This is a genomic window from Streptomyces sp. NPDC005494, from assembly GCF_042872025.1.
Lineage (GTDB): Bacteria > Actinomycetota > Actinomycetes > Streptomycetales > Streptomycetaceae > Streptomyces.
In genome coordinates this window covers 436,204-452,641 of the sequence record NZ_JBIAJR010000001.1, presented here as the reverse complement: position 1 = coordinate 452,641, position 16,438 = coordinate 436,204, and the positions used below count along the sequence as shown (strand labels likewise).

The following is a 16,438-nucleotide window of genomic DNA, read 5'->3' as shown; positions in this document are numbered from 1 at the left end:
CCCAACCTGTGGCCGACGGGGCCTATTCCCGTGGCCCCTACAGGCGTCTCAGGCCGGGGCTGCGGCGGTCGCGGCGGTCCCGACCGGGCGGGGCGCGAGTTCCGCGTTCTCCAGGACGTCCCGGAGGTGCTTCTCGGCGACCGGGAGCACGTCGTCGATCGTGACCTCGCGGCCGAGTTCGTACGAGAGCGAGGTCACGCCCGCGTCCCTGATCCCGCACGGGACGATCCGGTCGAACGAGGTGTTGTCGGGGTTCACGTTCAGCGAGAAGCCGTGCATGGTCACGCCCTTGGCGACCCGGATGCCGATCGCGGCCAGTTTGCGGTCCTCGCGGCGCTGGCCCGCGTTGGACGGCGCGTACTCGGGACCGTTCAGCCGGGGGTCGAACTCCTCGTCGTGCAGCCGGGGGTCGAAGTCCAGGGAGAGTCCGCCGAGCGAGGGCCGGTCCTCGACGGGGTCACCGAGCACCCAGACGCCGCTGCGGCCCTCGACCCGGCTGGTCTCCACGCCGAACTCGGCGGCCGTGCGGATCAGGGCGTCCTCCAGGCGGCGGACGTGGGCGACCACGTCCACCGGGCGGGGCAGCTTCAGGATCGGGTAGCCGATGAGCTGCCCGGGCCCGTGCCAGGTGATCTTCCCGCCGCGGTCCACGTCGATGACGGGGGTCCCGTCCAGCGGACGCTCGCTCTCGGTCGTACGCCGTCCGGCCGTGTAGACGGAGGGGTGCTCGAGGAGAAGGCACGTGTCGGGGACGGTGTCCTCGAACCGGGCGGCATGCACCTCGCGCTGCTTCTGCCAGGCCTCCTGGTAGTCGACCCGGTCCTCACCGAAGCCCAGACGGACGAACCGCAGCTCACTCACTCGGGTGCCTCCCTACTCGCGGTGACGGAAGGCCGGGGGGTGTCCCCGGAGCCACCACCTTGCACTGATGTGCGCCCTGAGCCACTGTACGACCGCTCCGGGGGACCAGGTCCGGCAGGTGACGTCCGGCCGCTCGCGCACCGGGCCCCCGCCGGTCCACGCACCGGACTCCGTCAGCGATCCGGAAATCCTCACACGATCGGATGAACGTGGAGCGAAGGCGGCTGGCGTCGCCGCCGGGGCGGTTAAGTTCGCGCCGTTCCATGACGGGCTCGCCCGCTCCCACTCGTGGGGGAGCCCGTAAGGGCTGCCCGCCCGGCGCCGAAGGCAGGAGACCTTACAGCTGATGTCGGAACGACCTCCGCAGCGAACCCCGAACCGGCGGCTCGCTGCGCTCATCGCGGAAGCCGGTTTCTCCCACGCGGGGCTGGCCCGCCGGGTGGACCAGCTCGGTCTCGAACACGGACTCGACCTGCGATACGACAAGACCTCGGTGACCCGCTGGCTGCGCGGCCAGCAGCCACGGGGCACCACCCCCGCGCTGATCGCCGAGGTCTTCACGCGACGGCTCGGACGCCGGCTCTCCGCCCAGGACCTGGGCCTGGACGCGTGCGCGCCCGTCTACGCCGGCCTGGAGTTCGCGGCCACGCCCGCGGAGGCCGTCGACATCGTCAGCGGGCTCTGGCGCAAGGACTCCGGCAGCCACGCGGAGCTGCGCAAGATCGCGTTCACCCCGGCCGGGCTGGTCGTGCCCAGCAGGGACTGGCTCATCGGGCGGGCCGACGAATGGGGCGGCCGGGCGGAGCCGCAGGACCGGGTCAACGGCGCGGGAGGTCTTCCCGCGCCCCGCACCCCCGCCGATGCCCACGGTCCCAGGGCACCGCACGGCTTCCAGCGGGCCGGCGGAGGCCACGGCACCGGAAGCAACGGGACCGGCACCCTCCAGGCGCCAGGACAGGCGCCAGGTCAGGCACAAGGACAGGCACCGGGACAGGTGCCCGGCTCCCCGGCCGCGCCCGCCGGCCCCGGCGCGGCGCACGGCACCGGCGTGCAGGGGGCCGTCCGGGCCGGCGGGACACGCGGGCCCGGACCCGTGCGTCCGCCGGCGCCCGCGGCGGCGCCGCCCCTGGGCGTACCGCGTCAGCGGCAGACCGATCGCGGCGCGGGCCAGCGCGTCGGCAGCGGTGACGTCGCGGCGCTCCGCTCCGTCGGCGAGCTCTTCCGGACGCTGGACAACACCTACGGCGGCGGTCATGCCCGGCAGGCACTCGTCCGCTATCTGGAACACGAGGCCGAACCCATGCTCCGGGGGACCTACGGCGAGGCGGTCGGCCGCCGTCTGTTCTCCGCTGCCGCCGATCTGACCCGGCTGGCGGGCTGGACCTCGTACGACATCGCCGCGCACGGACTCGCCCAGCGCTACTTCGTCCAGGCGCTACGGCTGGCCCAGGCCGCCGGGGACCGGGCGTACGGTGCCTTCGTCCTGATCACGATGAGCCGTCAGGCGGTCTATCTCGGACACGGCAGGGAAGCCGTCCAGCTCGCCCGGGTAGCCCAGCAGGGCATCGGCTCGTCCGCGCCGCCCGTCGTCATGGCGTTGCTGCACGCCGTCGAGGCGCGCGGGCACGGTGTCCTCGGTGAGACCCGCGCTTGTGTCGCCGCCCTCGTACGGGCGGAACGCGCGCTCCAGGCCGCCCGGCCCGGGGACGACGTGCCGTACTGGGGCCGCTACTTCGACGAGGCCCAGCTCGCCGACGAGTTCGGCCACTGCCACCGCGATCTGCAGCAGTACCGCGTCGCCGCCCAGCACGCAGAGCGCTCGCTCCAGCTGCGCGCGCCGGCGTACGCCCGCAGCCGGCTGTTCTGCCGGGTGGTGCTCGCCTCCGCGCGGCTCGGGCTCGGCGAGCTCGACCAGGCCTGCCTGCTGGGTGCCGAGGCGGCCCAGCAGGCGGCCGAGATGCGGTCGGTGCGCGCCACGGAGTACGTACGCGACTTCGAGCGGCGGCTGGAGCCCTACCGGGACGCCGTCGCCGTGCGGGGATACCGCGACCGGGTGGCCGCCCTGGGGTGACCCCTACGCCGCCGCGGGCAGCGCGGGCCCGTCGCCGTGGCGCGGGCCCACCCCCAGGTCGTCGAGGATCGCCGAGGCCGCGCGCCTGCCCGAGCGCAGGGCGCCCTGCACGGTGCTGGTGTCACGGTGGTCGCCGCACACGTACAGCCCGGCCAGCAGGCGGACCGGCCGGCGTGGATCGTGCGGGGGCGGCATCGCGGGGACGGCCTCCGGGTCGTGACGGGCGGCCAGCAGCTCCCAGTCGTGCGTGGGCGTGCCGTACAGCGTGGCGAGGTGGGCGCGGACCGTCCTGTCCAGGTCCGCCGGGGGCGGCCCGAGCACCGTGGAGGTGATCAGGGTGCGGCCGGCCGGTGCGCGCGAGGGATCGACCGCGCTCATCACCGCCGTGTGCGAGACGGGCCCCGAGCGGTCCGCGTCCAGCAGCAGCCGCGCCCCCGTCGGCGGGGCCTGCGGAGCCGTGTGGTGCAGGACCGTCACCGGGTGGAACCCGGGCATCCGCAGCCCCGGCAGGAGTTCGGCGGCTGCTCCCGCCCCGGTGGCCAGCAACAGCGAACGGCAGCTCAACTCGCCGTGCTCCTTGGTGCGTACGGAGGTGATGTCCGCTGCCGTCACATGGACCCCGGTGCGCACCGTCCCGGGCGGCAGGGCGTCCGCCAGCAGCCCGGGCAGCGTCGCGGAACCGCCCGAGGGCACGCAGAGCCGGCCGCGCGCGTAGTCGCGCAGGGCGAGTTCGGCGCACCGGCTCGACGTGGTGAGCCCGGGGTCGCCGAGCAGCGCCGAGAGCAGCGGGCGCAGGAAGCCGCTCACGGTCCTGGGGGAGAGCCCGCGCCCGGCCAGGGCCGCGAGCGCCGCTCGCTCGGGGCGGGCCGCGACGCGGGACTCCGGAGCCGTCGCGAGACGGGTCAGCCACGCGCCGAGCCTGGCCTGTTCGATCGCCCCGCCCAGGGGCGCGTGAGGGGCGCTCGATCGGGAGCGCACGGCCCGAAGTGCGCCCCGCGCGCTCCGTACGTCTCCGGCGCGGTACTGCCGCCCCCCACTGTGGACGAGCACCCCGGGGGCGAAGTCCCGTAGGACCAGCCCGCCGAATGCCGCAGTGGTGTCCAGTTCCGCGTACGCGGAACAGAGCACCGGGCCCAGATGGTCGAGCCGGAACCCGTCCACGTCGTAAGTCGCCATCCGGCCGCCCACCTGTGGGGCGGCCTCCAGGACGGTGACGTTCACTCCCGCGCTGACGAGCTGGTGCGCGGCCGACAGGCCGGCGATCCCGGCCCCGATGACGACCACATCCGCGTGGTCCGCTGTGTGTGCCCCGATCACGTGCCCCTCCCCGAGTCGGTGCGACTGGTGGGGAGCTACTGCCCCCGACGGGCCCCCGGAAAGCCCCAGTTCGGGTCGAGGCTAGGACCTTGGCCGAGTCCGGCGCAGTCGCACGCACCCAGGGCACCGGTGCACGGGGTCGCACGGCGGCCCGCCCGGCGCCCCTCGGGGCACGCCGTCAGCGCAGCGCGGCCCGGATGGCGTCGTCGATGCCGGGGAAGGCGAACGTGAAGCCCGAGTCCAGAAGTTGGCCGGGGAGGACCCGCTGACTGCCCAGTACGTCCCCGGCGAACTCCCCGAGCGCGAGCCGCAGCGCGGGCGCCGGGGCGGTGAACAGGGTCGGCCGCCGCAGCGCCCGGCCCATCGCGGCCGTCACCTCCGCGTTGGTGACGGGGGAGGGGGCGGTGAGGTTCACCGGACCGGAAAGCGTCTCGGTGTCCAGGATGTGCCGCAGCGCCGCGATGTGGTCGTGCAGCGCGATGTGGCTCCAGTACTGCCGGCCGTTGCCGATGCGCCCGCCGAGCCCGGCCTTGAAGAGCGGGAAGAGCCGGCCCCAGGCCCCGCCCTCCCGCGAGACGACCAGCCCGGTCCGTGCGTGGACCGTCCGGACGCCCGCCTCCTCCGCCGGGGCCGTGGCCTCCTCCCAGTCCACGCACACCGACGGCAGGAAGCCCTCGCCGGGCGGCGCGCCCTCGTCGACCGCGCGGTCCCCGGTGTCCCCGTAGTAGCCGATGGCGGACCCGGAGAGCAGCACCTTCGGAGGGGTGTCGAGGGAGGCCAGGGCCTCGGCGACCGCGGCGGTGCCCAGCACCCGGCTGTCGCGGATCTCGCGCTTGTACTCCTGGGTCCAGCGGTGGTCCCCGACTCCCGCGCCCGCGAGGTGGACGACCGCGTCGCAGCCGACCAGGCCCGCCGCGTCGACGTACTGGCGCTTCGGGTCCCACTCCACCTCGTCGCCGGTGGCGGCCGGGCGCCGCACGAGGCGGACCACCTCGTGCCCGTCGGCGCGCAGCGAGCGCACGAGTGCGGCTCCGATGAGTCCGGTCGACCCGGTGACGGCGATACGGGAACGCAGCATGGCGTCCATCCTGCCCCATGTGCCTTCAGTCACACGGGACACGCGTGGCACAGTGGCGCGCATGTCCGCGCCGCAGATCCGGTCCCTTCTCCCCGTCCGCCTCGCAGTGCCACGCGACGAGGCCGCCCTCGGCGAGCTCGACCGTGCCACATGGTCGACCCTCCACGCCGTGCAGCCCCGTCCGATGCCGCCCTACGAGCCCTTCTTCGACGCACGGCACCGGCCCGAGGAGTTCCTGCTGGCCGAGGCCGTCACCGGCTCCGACGGGACGCACATCGCCGGCTACATCAGGCTGGCCCGGCCGACCCCGCTCGCCTGCAACGCCCATGTACGCCAGATACAGGGCCTCGCCGTCGCCGACTGGGCCCGGCGCCACGGGGTCGCGCGGGCGCTGCTGCGCGCCGCGTACGCCGAGGCCCGCCGTCAGGGCGCCGGGCGGCTCACCCTGCGCGTGCTCGGACACAACGCACCCGCCCGGGCGCTCTACGCGGCGGAGGGCTTCACCGTCGAGGGCGTGCTGCCGGGGGAGTTCCTCCTCGGCGGGCGCTACGTCGACGACGTCCTGATGGGCCGTTCCCTCGCGGACTGAGCCTCAGACCGGCCCGAAGCGCTCCCAGAGCGCCGGGAACCGCTCCGCCAGCGCGGCGTGGTCGAAGGAGACGGGCGTACCCGCCGGATCGGCGGCTTGCGGAGGCAGCCCCAGATCGGGGGCGACCACCCCGGTGAGCTGCTCGTAGGCCTCGTCGGCGGCGTAGCCGAGCTCCTCGCCGTCGCCGTCCAGTTCGTCGTCGAAGTCGTCGAGGAGCTCGGCGAGGGAGTCCGGATCGTGCACCGCGCCCTCGAAGACCTCGCGCCCCTGCGCGATCAGCCAGCAGCGGAAGAAGTCGAACGCGTCGTCGCCCGCCCCGCCCAGCAGCACGGCCGCCGCGCCCCACAGGTCCCAGCGGTAGGCACGGTTGTAGCGGGCCTCGAAGTGCCGCCCGAAATCCAGCACGGAGTCGGGGTCGAGCCGCACCAGCCGGTCGACGAGCAGATCGGCGTGATCCTCGGGGTCGCCCTCGGCGGCCTCGCGGGTGCTGTCGATGATCTCCCAGAACTCCGTCTCGTCCATCACGGGTCCAGCATCTGCCCCGACGCGGGACGACGCACGCTCAGACACCGAAATGAGGCCTTCGGCGTCATTTCCCGGCCACTTCAGCGATAGAGGTCGCGCAGTCGTTCGGCGGTACCGGCAAAACGTTCGCGCAGGGACGCGGGTGCGAGGACCTCCACCTCCGGTCCGAGCGCGAGCAGCTGGGCGTACGCCACCTCCTCGGACTCGACCGGCAGCACGACCGTGCGCCGGCCGTCCCGGTCCGGGGCCGGCGCGCCGGCCAGCACGTCGTCGGCGGCGGCCCGGTCCACGGCGCGCGGCAGCTGCCGCCAGCCCGCCTCGGAGAGCCGTACGGTCACCTCGCCGCGCAGGATCGACCGGGCGAACTGCGCGGCGCGCTCGGTCCAGAAGCGGGGGAGGTCGAAGTCCTCGTCCCGGACGAAGCGTTCCTCGGACACGGCGACGGCGGTGAACCGGTCGATCCGGTACACCCGGAAGTCGTCCCCGGCCCTGGCGCACAGATACCAGACGCCCGCCTTGAGCACGAGACCGTACGGGGACAGCTCACGCTCCACCTCGCCCGACGGCCGGCGGTAACGGGCCCGGACCGTCCGGTCGTCCCAGACGGCCTCCGCGACGGCGGGCAGCAGCTCGGGGGTGACCGGTTCCTGGTACCAGCCCGGGGCGTCCAGGTGGAAGCGCTGGGCGGCGCTGCGGGAGGCGTCGCGCAGCGAGGGCAGCAGGGCGGCCGAGACCTTCAGCCGGGCGGCCGAGGCCGCGTCGTCGAGCCCCATCTCGCGCAGCGCGGAGGGCAGTCCGGACAGGAAGAGGGCCTCGGCCTCGTGACGGGCCAGCCCGGTCAGCCGGGTCCGGTAGCCGCCCACGAGCCGGTAGCCGCCGGTCCTGCCCCGGTCGGCGTACACGGGCACGCCCGCCTCGGAGAGCGCCTGGGCGTCCCGGGTCACGGTGCGCTCCGACACCTCCAGCTCCCGCGCCAGCTCGGCGGCGGTCATGACGGGCCGGGACTGCAGGAGCAGCACCATCTTGATGAGCCGGGCAGCACGCATGGAACCCATTGTGGGGGCGCCCGGTGACAACGGCGGGGGCGGGCACCGGGCGACCCGGTACCCGCCCCCGCGTGCGTCACATCCCGTACTTCTCCCGGGCCTCCTTGACCTTCGAGGCCGGGATCTCGCCGCGCCGCGCCAGCTGCGCCAGCGCGGCGACCGTGACGGACTGCGGGTCGACACCGAAGTGCCGACGGGCGCCCGCGCGGGTGTCGGAGAGGCCGAAGCCGTCCGTGCCGAGCGAGGACCAGTCCTGCTCCACCCACTGGCTGATCTGGTCCGGGACCGCGCGCATCCAGTCGCTGACCGCGAGGACCGGGCCCGGGGCGCCGGAGAGCGCCTGCGTCACGTACGGCACGCGCTCCTCACCGCGGAGCAGCGCCTCGTCGGACTCCAGCGCGTCGCGGCGCAGCTCGCCCCACGAGGTGGCGGACCAGACGTCGGCCGTGACACCCCAGTCGGCGGCGAGCAGCTCCTGGGCCTCCAGGGCCCAGTGGATCGCCGTACCCGAACCGATGAGCTGGAGACGCGGCGCGTCCGCCGTGGCGGGCGTGCCCTCCTTGAAGCGGTACAGGCCCTTGACGATGCCCTCCTCGACGCCTTCCGGCATCGCGGGCTGCTGCTTGGGCTCGTTGTAGACCGTCAGGTAGTAGAAGACGTCCTCGGCCTGGGGGCCGTACATCCTCCGCAGACCGTCCTTGACGATCACCGCGATCTCGTACGCGAACGCCGGGTCGTAGTTGAGCGACGCCGGGTTCGTGGACGCGATCAGGTGCGAGTGGCCGTCCGCGTGCTGCAGACCCTCACCCGTCAGGGTCGTACGGCCGGCGGTGGCACCGACGATGAAGCCCTTGCCGAGCTGGTCGGCGAGCTGCCACATCTGGTCGCCGGTCCGCTGCCAGCCGAACATCGAGTAGAAGATGTAGAACGGGATCATCGTCTCGCCGTGCGTCGCGTACGACGAAGCGGCGGCGATGAAGTCGGCCATGGCGCCGGCCTCGGTGATCCCCTCGTTGAGGATCTGGCCGTCCTTGGCCTCCTTGTAGTACATCAGCTGGTCGCGGTCGACCGGCTCGTACGTCTGGCCGAGCGGCGAGTAGATGCCGGCCGAGGGGAACAGTGACTCCATACCGAAGGTACGGGCCTCGTCCGGGACGATCGGAACCCAGCGCCTGCCGGTCTCCTTGTCCCGCATCAGGTCCTTCACCAGGCGGACGAACGCCATGGTGGTCGCCATCTCCTGCTTGCCGGACCCCTTGTACAGGGCCTTGAAGGCGCGCTCCTCGGGCTCGGGCAGCGCCACCGCGTGCACCCGGCGGGCGGGGGCCGGGCCGCCGAGGGCGGCACGGCGCTCCTGGAGGTAGCGGACCTCGGGGGAGTCGGCGCCCGGGTGGCCGTAGGGGACCAGACCGTCCTCGAAGGCGCTGTCCGGGATCGGGAGGCCGAGCAGCTCGCGCATGCTCTTGAACTCGTCGATCGACAGCTTCTTCATCTGGTGGTTGGCGTTCTTGGACTCGAAGCCCTTGCCCAGCGTGTAGCCCTTGACCGTCTGGGCCAGGATCACGGTCGGCGCGCCCTTGTGCTCCAGCGCGGCACGGTAGGCCGCGTACACCTTGCGGGCCTCGTGGCCGCCGCGGGAGCTGTAGAAACACTCGGCGATCTTCGCGTCGCTCAGGAGTTTCGCCAGCTCGGCGAGCGCGGGCTCGGCGCCGAAGAAGTGCTCGCGGATGTAGGCCACGTCGCGCGTCGCGTACGTCTGGAACTGCGCGTCCGGGACCTGGCGCAGGCGGCGGATCAGCGCACCCGTGGTGTCCAGCTGGAACAGCTCGTCCCACGCACTGCCCCAGAGCGTCTTGACGACGTTCCAGCCGGCACCGCGGAAGGCACCCTCCAGCTCCTGGACCACGCGGAAGTTGGCGCGGACCGGGCCGTCGAGGCGCTGCAGGTTGCAGTTGATGACGAAGGTCAGGTTGTCGAGCTGCTCACGGGCCGCGAGGGCGAGGGCGGCGGTCGACTCGGGCTCGTCCATCTCGCCGTCGCCCAGGAAGGCCCAGACGTGCGAGTTCGACGTGTCCTTGATCTTGCGGTTGGTCAGGTAGCGGTTGAAGCGCGCCTGGTAGATCGCCGAGAGGGGGCCGAGGCCCATCGACACGGTGGGGAACTCCCACAGCCAGGGCAGCCGCCGCGGGTGCGGGTAGGAGGGCAGGCCGTCGCCACCCGACTCCTGGCGGAAGTTGTCGAGCTGCTGCTCGGAGAGGCGGCCGTCGAGGAAGGCGCGGGCGTAGATGCCGGGCGAGGCGTGGCCCTGGATGTAGAGCTGGTCGCCGGAGCCGTCACCTTCCTTGCCGCGGAAGAAGTGGTTGAAGCCGGTCTCGTACAGCCACGCCGCCGAGGCGAACGTGGCGATGTGACCGCCGACGCCGTACCGGGCGCCGCGGGTCACCATCGCGGCCGCGTTCCAGCGGTTCCACGCGGTGATCTTCGATTCCATCTCCAGGTCGCCGTCGAACGCGGGCTCGGCGGAGGTGGGGATGGTGTTGACGTAATCGGTCTCCAGCAGCTTGGGCAGCGCGATGCCGGCGCCCTCCGCGTGCTGGAGCGAACGCCGCATGAGGTACGCGGCACGGTGCGGGCCCGCGGCCTTGGTGACGGCGTCCAGGGAGGCCGCCCACTCGGCGGTCTCCTCGGGGTCGCGGTCCGGGAGCTGGTCGAGCTCGCTCGGAAGCTTTGCTACGGGGTCGGTCATGATCGCCGCCTTCCGGAGTGGGAGGGGGTGGAGAAGGCCCTGACTGGCAGGACAGGGCGATCGGGCCGGTGGGCCCGCTGATGAACTGTAAGTCGCCGATCGATGATCGATCAAAGGGTGAAGGGGAAAACTTCTCGATATGAAGAAAAGTGGCATGCGGTGCCGCGAAAGGGGGCACGGAGTGACGGGATCAACGGGGCGAAACGGGCGCTGACCTGCACGAAGGAGCACCACGCGACGCAGATGGGCAGTACGCCCGAACCGGCGCTCAGGCGCGCGGCGCGCACCCCAGGACGTGCTGCTTCACCAGCACGGAGATCTGCGGGTCGCGCCGCTGGAACGCCTCGATGAGCGCCTCGTGCTCCTCCGCGTAGGACTTCTGCACCGTCCCCAGCCAGCGGATGGACAGAGCGGTGAACACCTCGATGCCCAGCCCCTCCCAGGTGTGCAGCAGCACGGCGTTCCCGGCGGCCCGCACCATCTCCCGGTGGAAGGCCACCGTGTGCCGCACCTGGGCCTCGCCGTCGGCCAGCCGGTCCGCCTCGTACAGGGCGGCCACGTGCGGGGTGAGCGCCGAGCAGTCCTCCGCGAGTGACGGGGCCGCCAGCTCCGCCGCGATCTGCTCCAGGCCGGCCCGCACGGGGTAGCTCTCCTCCAGGTCGGCCGCGGTGAGGTTGCGCACCCGTACGCCCTTGTTGGGGGCCGACTCGATCAGCCGCAGGGTCTCCAGCTCGCGCAGCGCCTCACGCACCGGCGTCTGGCTGACCTCCAGCTCGGTGGCGATACGGCGCTCCACGATCCGCTCGCCCGGCTTCCAGCGCCCGCTGACTATCCCTTCCACGATGTGCTCGCGGATCTGTTCGCGCAGCGAGTGGACGACGGGCGGGGTCATGAGGTGCTCCTTCGGGGGCGAACCGGTGCTGCCGGGGCCGACGCGGCGGCCGGAGGTGACCGGTGGTGTCTAGACAATACGGCGGCGCCCCCGCCCGGAGGTGTTCCGGACGGGGGCGCCGCTGGTGAGGCTGGTTACAGCTGTACTGCTCAGAGACCGAGCTCGACCTCGAACTCGCCCGCCTCGAGGATCGCCTTGACCGTGGTCAGGTAACGGGCGGCGTCCGCGCCGTCCACCAGACGGTGGTCGTAGGAGAGCGAGAGGTAGGTCATGTCACGGACGCCGATGACGGTGCCCTCGGCGGTCTCGATGACCGCCGGACGCTTGACCGTGGCACCGATGCCCAGGATGGCCGCCTGGTTCGGCGGCACGATGACCGTGTCGAACAGCGCACCGCGCGAGCCGGTGTTGCTGACCGTGAAGGTGGCACCGGACATGTCGTCCGGGGTGAGGCCGCCACCGCGGGCCTTGCCGGCCAGCTCCGCGGTCTTCTTCGCGATACCGGCGATGTTCAGGTCGCCCGCACCCTTGATGACCGGGGTCATCAGACCCTTCTCGGCGTCCACGGCGATGCCGATGTTCTCCGAGTCGAAGTACGTGATGGTGCCCTCGTCCTCGTTGATCCGGGCGTTGACGACCGGGTGGGCCTTCAGCGCCTGGGCCGCCGCCTTCACGAAGAACGGCATCGGGGACAGCTTGACGCCCTCACGGGCGGCGAAGGACTCCTTCGCCTGGTTGCGCAGCTTCATCAGCTTGGTGATGTCGACCTCGAGGACCGAGGTCAGCTGGGCCTGCGAGTGCAGGGCCTTCATCATGTTGTCGCCGATGACCTTGCGCATGCGGGTCATCTTGACCGTCTGACCGCGCAGCGGCGACGCCTCGACCTTCGGCGCGGCCTTGGCCGCGGGAGCGGCGGCGGCCGGAGCCGGAGCGGCTGCGGCGGCCTTGGCGGCCTCCGCGGCGGCCACTACGTCCTGCTTGCGGATACGGCCGCCGACGCCGGTGCCCTTGACCGAGCCCAGGTCGACGCCGTTCTCGGCGGCGAGCTTGCGGACCAGCGGCGTGACGTAGGCGCCGTCGTCACCGGCGGGCGCGGCCGGAGCGGCCTGAGCCGGGGCGGCGGCGGCCGGAGCCGGAGCAGCCGGGGCCGGGGCGGCGGGAGCCGGAGCAGCCGGAGCAGCCGGGGCGGGAGCGGCCGGTGCCGGGGCGGCCGGAGCCTCCTGGGCGGGAGCCGGAGCCGGAGCGGCGGCGGGGGCCGGGGCGGCCTCTGCCGGAGCGGCGGCCGGAGCGGCACCGGGAGCGCCGATGACGGCGAGCTTGGCGCCCACCTCGGCGGTCTCGTCCTCACCGACGACGATCTCCAGCAGCACGCCGGAGGCCGGGGCGGGGATCTCGGTGTCGACCTTGTCCGTGGAGACCTCGAGCAGGGGCTCGTCCTCCGTGACCTCCTCGCCGACCTCCTTCAGCCAGCGGGTGACGGTGCCCTCGGTGACGCTCTCGCCGAGCGCCGGCAGGGTGACGTCGGTACCGGACGCACCACCGGCCGGAGCGGCGGCGGGTGCCTCCTGGGCGGGAGCCTCGGCGGCGGGGGCCGGGGCCTCCTCGGCCGGAGCCGGAGCGGCCTCCGGCTCGGCGGCCGGAGCCTCGGCGGCCGGAGCCTCGGCGGCGGGCGCGCCCGAACCGTCGTCGATGACGGCCAGCTCGGCGCCGACCTCGACGGTCTCGTCCTCGGCGACCTTGATGGACGACAGGACGCCGGAGGCGGGCGCCGGAATCTCGGTGTCGACCTTGTCGGTCGAGACCTCGAGCAGCGGCTCGTCGGCCTCGACGCGCTCGCCCTCGGCCTTCAGCCAACGGGTGACAGTGCCCTCGGTGACGCTCTCGCCGAGCGCCGGAAGGGTTACGGAAACCGACATGGTTTCAGTTGCTCCTTACGAAAGTGCGGAAGTGGTCGGTCGTCCCCGGGACTGGATCAGTCGTGGGAGTGGAGAGGCTTGCCCGCCAGGGCCAGGTGGGCTTCGCCCATCGCCTCGTTCTGCGTCGGGTGGGCGTGGATGAGCTGCGCGACCTCGGCCGGCAGCGCCTCCCAGTTGTAGATCAGCTGCGCTTCGCCGACCTGCTCGCCCATACGGTCACCGACCATGTGGACGCCGACCACGGCACCGTCCTTGACCTGGACGAGCTTGATCTCGCCCGCGGTCTTCAGGATCTTGCTCTTGCCGTTGCCCGCGAGGTTGTACTTGAGCGCGACGACCTTGTCCGCACCGTAGATCTCCTTGGCCTTGGCCTCGGTGATGCCGACGGAGGCGACCTCGGGGTGGCAGTACGTCACCTTCGGCACGCCGTCGTAGTCGACCGGGACGGTCTTGAGACCGGCCAGGCGCTCGGCCACCAGGATGCCCTCGGCGAAGCCGACGTGGGCGAGCTGGAGGGTCGGGACGAGGTCACCGACGGCAGAGATCGTCGGGACGTTGGTCTGCATGTACTCGTCGACGAGGACGTAGCCGCGGTCCATCGCGACACCCGCCTCCTCGTAGCCCAGACCCTGCGAGACCGGACCGCGGCCGATCGCGACCAGCAGCAGCTCCGCCTCGAAGGTCTTGCCGTCGGCGAGGGTCACGCGCACGCCGTCCTGCGTGTACTCGGCCTTGTCGAAGAAGGTGCCGAGGTTGAACTTGATGCCGCGCTTGCGGAAGGCGCGCTCAAGAAGCTTGGAGCTGTTCTCGTCCTCGACGGGGACCAGGTGCTTCAGGCCCTCGACGATGGTGACGTCGGTGCCGAAGGACTTCCACGCCGATGCGAACTCGACGCCGATGACACCGCCGCCCAGGACGATCGCGGACTTCGGCACACGGTCGAGCTTCAGCGCGTGGTCCGAGGAGATGATGCGGTTGCCGTCGATCTCCAGGCCGGGCAGCGACTTCGGCACGGAGCCGGTCGCCAGCAGCACGTGGCGGCCCTGGACACGCTGGCCGTTGACGTCCACCGAGGTGGGCGACGAGAGCCGGCCCTCACCCTCGATGTAGTGCACCTTGCGCGAGGCGACAAGACCCTGCAGACCCTTGTACAGGCCCGAGATCACGTCGTCCTTGTACTTGTGGACGGCCGCCATGTCGATGCCCTCGAAGGTGGCCTTCACACCGAACTGCTCGGCCTCGCGAGCCTGGTCGGCGATCTCGCCGGCGTGCAGCAGCGCCTTCGTGGGGATGCAGCCGTTGTGCAGGCAGGTGCCGCCGACCTTGCCCTTTTCGATCAGTGCGACGTCCAGGCCCAGCTGAGCTCCGCGCAGGGCCGCGGCGTAACCGCCGCTACCACCGCCGAGGATCACTAGGTCGAAAACGGTGCTGGCGTCGTTCGCCACGTCACGTCCTCCATGCATGTGCGCCGTACGCCGGGCCCCGTCGCTGGGGTGTGACCGGCCGGTCGGCTGGTGTTCGGCCGCTTGCGTTATTCGGCCCTGTGGTGGGGGCCCTGTCCTGCCGAGAACCCATCTTCGCACTTGTTGCGGGCGGACGGGACGCGGGCCCCTGCTCCGAGCCGGACGAAGACCGGGCCCGGACGGTTACCGAGGCGTACGGATTTCCGGAGAAACCGGTCAGAGCCACTGAGGTGAACGCCCACGGCCCCGGACGTATGCCCGGGGCCGTGTGTGACACGCGCGATCCGCGCGCGGAATCCGCGGGAGGACGCCGGTGCCGGACGTCAGCCGAGGTCGCCGGCCGCGGTGCGCTCGGCCAGTCGCACCAGGGTGCGGACCGAGGAGCCGGTGCCGCCCTTGGGTGTGTAGCCGTACGGCGCGCCCTCGTGGAAGGCCGGGCCCGCGATGTCCAGGTGCGCCCAGGCGATGCCCTCGCCCACGAACTCCTGGAGGAACAGACCGGCCACCAGGCCGCCGCCCATCCGCTCGCCCATGTTGGCGATGTCGGCGGTCGGGGAGTCCATGCCCTTGCGCAGGTCGGCGGGGAGCGGCATCGGCCAGGAGGCCTCGCCGACCTCCTCCGCGATCTCGTGGATCGACGTACGGAACGCGTCGTCGTTGGCCATCACACCGAAGGTGCGGTTGCCCAGCGCCAGGACCATCGCGCCCGTCAGGGTCGCCACGTCCACGATCGCGTCCGGCTTCTCCTCGGAGGCGCGGGTCAGCGCGTCGGCCAGGACCAGCCGGCCCTCGGCGTCGGTGTTGAGGACCTCGACGGTCTTGCCGCTGTACATGTGCAGCACGTCGCCCGGGCGGGTGGCGTTGCCGGACGGCATGTTCTCGGCGAGAGCCAGCCAGCCGGTGACGTTGACCCGGAGACCGAGGCGGGCGGCCGCGACGACGGCGGCGAACACGGCGGCGGCGCCGCTCATGTCGCACTTCATCGTCTCGTTGTGCCCGGCCGGCTTGAGCGAGATGCCGCCCGAGTCGTAGGTGATGCCCTTGCCCACCAGGGCGAGCGTCTTCTCCGCCTTCGGGTGGGTGTAGGCCAGCTTGACCAGGCGCGGGCCGTGGGTGGAACCCTGGCCGACGCCGAGCAGGCCGCCGTAGCCGCCCTTGACGAGCGCCTTCTCGTCGAGGACCTGCACCTTGATGCCGTGCTCCTTGCCCGCGGCGGTGGCCACGGCGGCGAAGGACTCGGGGTACAGGTCGTTCGGCGGGGTGTTGATCAGGTCGCGGGCCCGGTTGATCTCCTCGGTGACCGCGACGGCGCGCTCGGCAGCGGCCTTGAACGCCTTGTCGCGCGGCTTGCCACCGAGCAGGGTGACCTCGGCGAGCGGCAGCTTCGCGTCGCTGCCCGCGGACTTCTTCGGCGCGAGCCGGTTCTCGCCGCCCTGGTAGGCGGTGAAGGCGTACGCGCCCAGGAGCGCGCCCTCCGCGATGGCCCCGGCGTCCTCGGCGGACTCCGTCGGCAGCGCGAAGCCGGCCTTCTTCGAACCCTTCAGCGCACGGGCGGCGCTGCCCGCGGCCCGGCGCAGTGTCTCGGCGTCGTACGCGTCGTCCTTCGCCGGGACCGGACCGAGACCGACCGCGAGGACGACCGGTGCCTTGAGGCCCGAGGGCGCGGGGAGCTTGGTCACTTCGCCCTCGGCACCGGAGGCGCCCAGGGTCTCCAGGACGGTGGCGAGCTTTCCGTCGAACGCCTTGTCCACTGCTTCGGCGCCCGGTGCCACGACCAGGCCCCCAGACTTGGACCCAGCGGCCTTGGCGACGCCGACGACCAGTGCGTCGGCGCGCAGCGTCGCCGCACCTGAGGTGCTGAGAGTGAGAGCTGTCACGGTGGTGAAATCTCGCTTCCGTTGAGTTGTGTGCCGGCCTGTGTTGGTCGAGGGGGT

General features: G+C 72.4%; 12 protein-coding genes. 2 read left to right on the top strand and 10 right to left on the bottom strand.

Going from position 1 to position 16,438, the window contains the following annotated elements; translation table 11 throughout:
- Positions 1-48 precede the first annotated feature (48 nt).
- On the bottom strand, positions 49-861 hold the full coding sequence (gene lipB, locus ACFYQ6_RS02060) for a lipoyl(octanoyl) transferase LipB (protein ID WP_361570511.1): 813 nt from the start codon (positions 859-861) through the stop codon (positions 49-51).
- Positions 862-1,207: 346 nt separating this feature from the next.
- Here lipB and ACFYQ6_RS02055 point away from each other — a divergent pair, with 346 nt between their 5' ends.
- Positions 1,208-2,932 carry a regulator gene (locus tag ACFYQ6_RS02055; protein WP_361570508.1) on the top strand — a complete coding sequence of 575 codons (1,725 nt, stop codon included), beginning with the start codon at positions 1,208-1,210 and terminating at the stop codon, positions 2,930-2,932.
- A gap of 3 nt (positions 2,933-2,935) precedes the next feature.
- Here ACFYQ6_RS02055 and ACFYQ6_RS02050 read toward each other — a convergent pair whose 3' ends face one another.
- Positions 2,936-4,249 carry an NAD(P)/FAD-dependent oxidoreductase gene (locus ACFYQ6_RS02050; RefSeq protein WP_361570505.1) on the bottom strand — a complete coding sequence of 438 codons (1,314 nt, stop codon included), beginning with the start codon at positions 4,247-4,249 and terminating at the stop codon, positions 2,936-2,938.
- A gap of 178 nt (positions 4,250-4,427) precedes the next feature.
- Positions 4,428-5,327: a TIGR01777 family oxidoreductase gene (locus ACFYQ6_RS02045; protein ID WP_388760902.1), complete on the bottom strand. Its 900-nt coding sequence runs from the start codon at positions 5,325-5,327 to the stop codon at positions 4,428-4,430.
- Between the two features lie 61 nt (positions 5,328-5,388).
- On the opposite strand from ACFYQ6_RS02045, the gene ACFYQ6_RS02040 reads away from it, so the two are divergent.
- Positions 5,389-5,916, top strand: coding sequence for a GNAT family N-acetyltransferase (locus tag ACFYQ6_RS02040; protein ID WP_361570502.1), 528 nt, complete (start codon positions 5,389-5,391; stop codon positions 5,914-5,916).
- Positions 5,917-5,919: 3 nt separating this feature from the next.
- Here the strand turns inward: ACFYQ6_RS02040 and ACFYQ6_RS02035 are convergent, their stop codons facing one another.
- From ACFYQ6_RS02035 to ACFYQ6_RS02005, 7 genes are all read right to left on the bottom strand, one after another.
- Complete coding sequence (locus ACFYQ6_RS02035) at positions 5,920-6,438, bottom strand: DUF4240 domain-containing protein (RefSeq protein WP_361572330.1); 519 nt, start codon at positions 6,436-6,438, stop codon at positions 5,920-5,922.
- A gap of 83 nt (positions 6,439-6,521) precedes the next feature.
- Positions 6,522-7,487, bottom strand: coding sequence for a YafY family protein (locus tag ACFYQ6_RS02030; protein WP_361570499.1), 966 nt, complete (start codon positions 7,485-7,487; stop codon positions 6,522-6,524).
- A 76-nt stretch (positions 7,488-7,563) separates the two neighbouring features.
- Positions 7,564-10,233: a pyruvate dehydrogenase (acetyl-transferring), homodimeric type gene (gene aceE / locus ACFYQ6_RS02025; protein WP_361570496.1), complete on the bottom strand. Its 2,670-nt coding sequence runs from the start codon at positions 10,231-10,233 to the stop codon at positions 7,564-7,566.
- Between the two features lie 268 nt (positions 10,234-10,501).
- On the bottom strand, positions 10,502-11,125 hold the full coding sequence (locus tag ACFYQ6_RS02020) for a GntR family transcriptional regulator (protein ID WP_361570493.1): 624 nt from the start codon (positions 11,123-11,125) through the stop codon (positions 10,502-10,504).
- 149 nt (positions 11,126-11,274) lie between these two features.
- Positions 11,275-13,041 carry a 2-oxoglutarate dehydrogenase, E2 component, dihydrolipoamide succinyltransferase gene (gene sucB, locus ACFYQ6_RS02015; RefSeq protein ID WP_388759821.1) on the bottom strand — a complete coding sequence of 589 codons (1,767 nt, stop codon included), beginning with the start codon at positions 13,039-13,041 and terminating at the stop codon, positions 11,275-11,277.
- A 56-nt stretch (positions 13,042-13,097) separates the two neighbouring features.
- Positions 13,098-14,486 (bottom strand): dihydrolipoyl dehydrogenase, encoded by a 1,389-nt coding sequence (lpdA, locus tag ACFYQ6_RS02010; RefSeq protein WP_356735820.1) that lies wholly within the window; start codon positions 14,484-14,486, stop codon positions 13,098-13,100.
- A 341-nt stretch (positions 14,487-14,827) separates the two neighbouring features.
- Entirely contained in the window at positions 14,828-16,381 is a 1,554-nt protein-coding gene (locus ACFYQ6_RS02005; RefSeq protein WP_388759818.1) for a leucyl aminopeptidase, read from the bottom strand.
- Positions 16,382-16,438 lie beyond the last annotated feature (57 nt).

Bases quoted from the DNA above. Each gene is read 5' to 3' on its own strand.
- ACFYQ6_RS02030 (WP_361570499.1), bottom strand. From the start codon at position 7,487: ATGCGTGCTGCCCGGCTCATCAAGATGGTGCTGCTCCTGCAGTCCCGG.
- ACFYQ6_RS02055 (WP_361570508.1), top strand. From the start codon at position 1,208: ATGTCGGAACGACCTCCGCAGCGAACCCCGAACCGGCGGCTCGCTGCG.
- ACFYQ6_RS02035 (WP_361572330.1), bottom strand. From the start codon at position 6,438: ATGGACGAGACGGAGTTCTGGGAGATCATCGACAGCACCCGCGAGGCC.
- ACFYQ6_RS02045 (WP_388760902.1), bottom strand. From the start codon at position 5,327: ATGCTGCGTTCCCGTATCGCCGTCACCGGGTCGACCGGACTCATCGGA.
- aceE (WP_361570496.1), bottom strand. From the start codon at position 10,233: ATGACCGACCCCGTAGCAAAGCTTCCGAGCGAGCTCGACCAGCTCCCG.
- sucB (WP_388759821.1), bottom strand. From the start codon at position 13,041: ATGTCGGTTTCCGTAACCCTTCCGGCGCTCGGCGAGAGCGTCACCGAG.
- ACFYQ6_RS02040 (WP_361570502.1), top strand. From the start codon at position 5,389: ATGTCCGCGCCGCAGATCCGGTCCCTTCTCCCCGTCCGCCTCGCAGTG.
- ACFYQ6_RS02020 (WP_361570493.1), bottom strand. From the start codon at position 11,125: ATGACCCCGCCCGTCGTCCACTCGCTGCGCGAACAGATCCGCGAGCAC.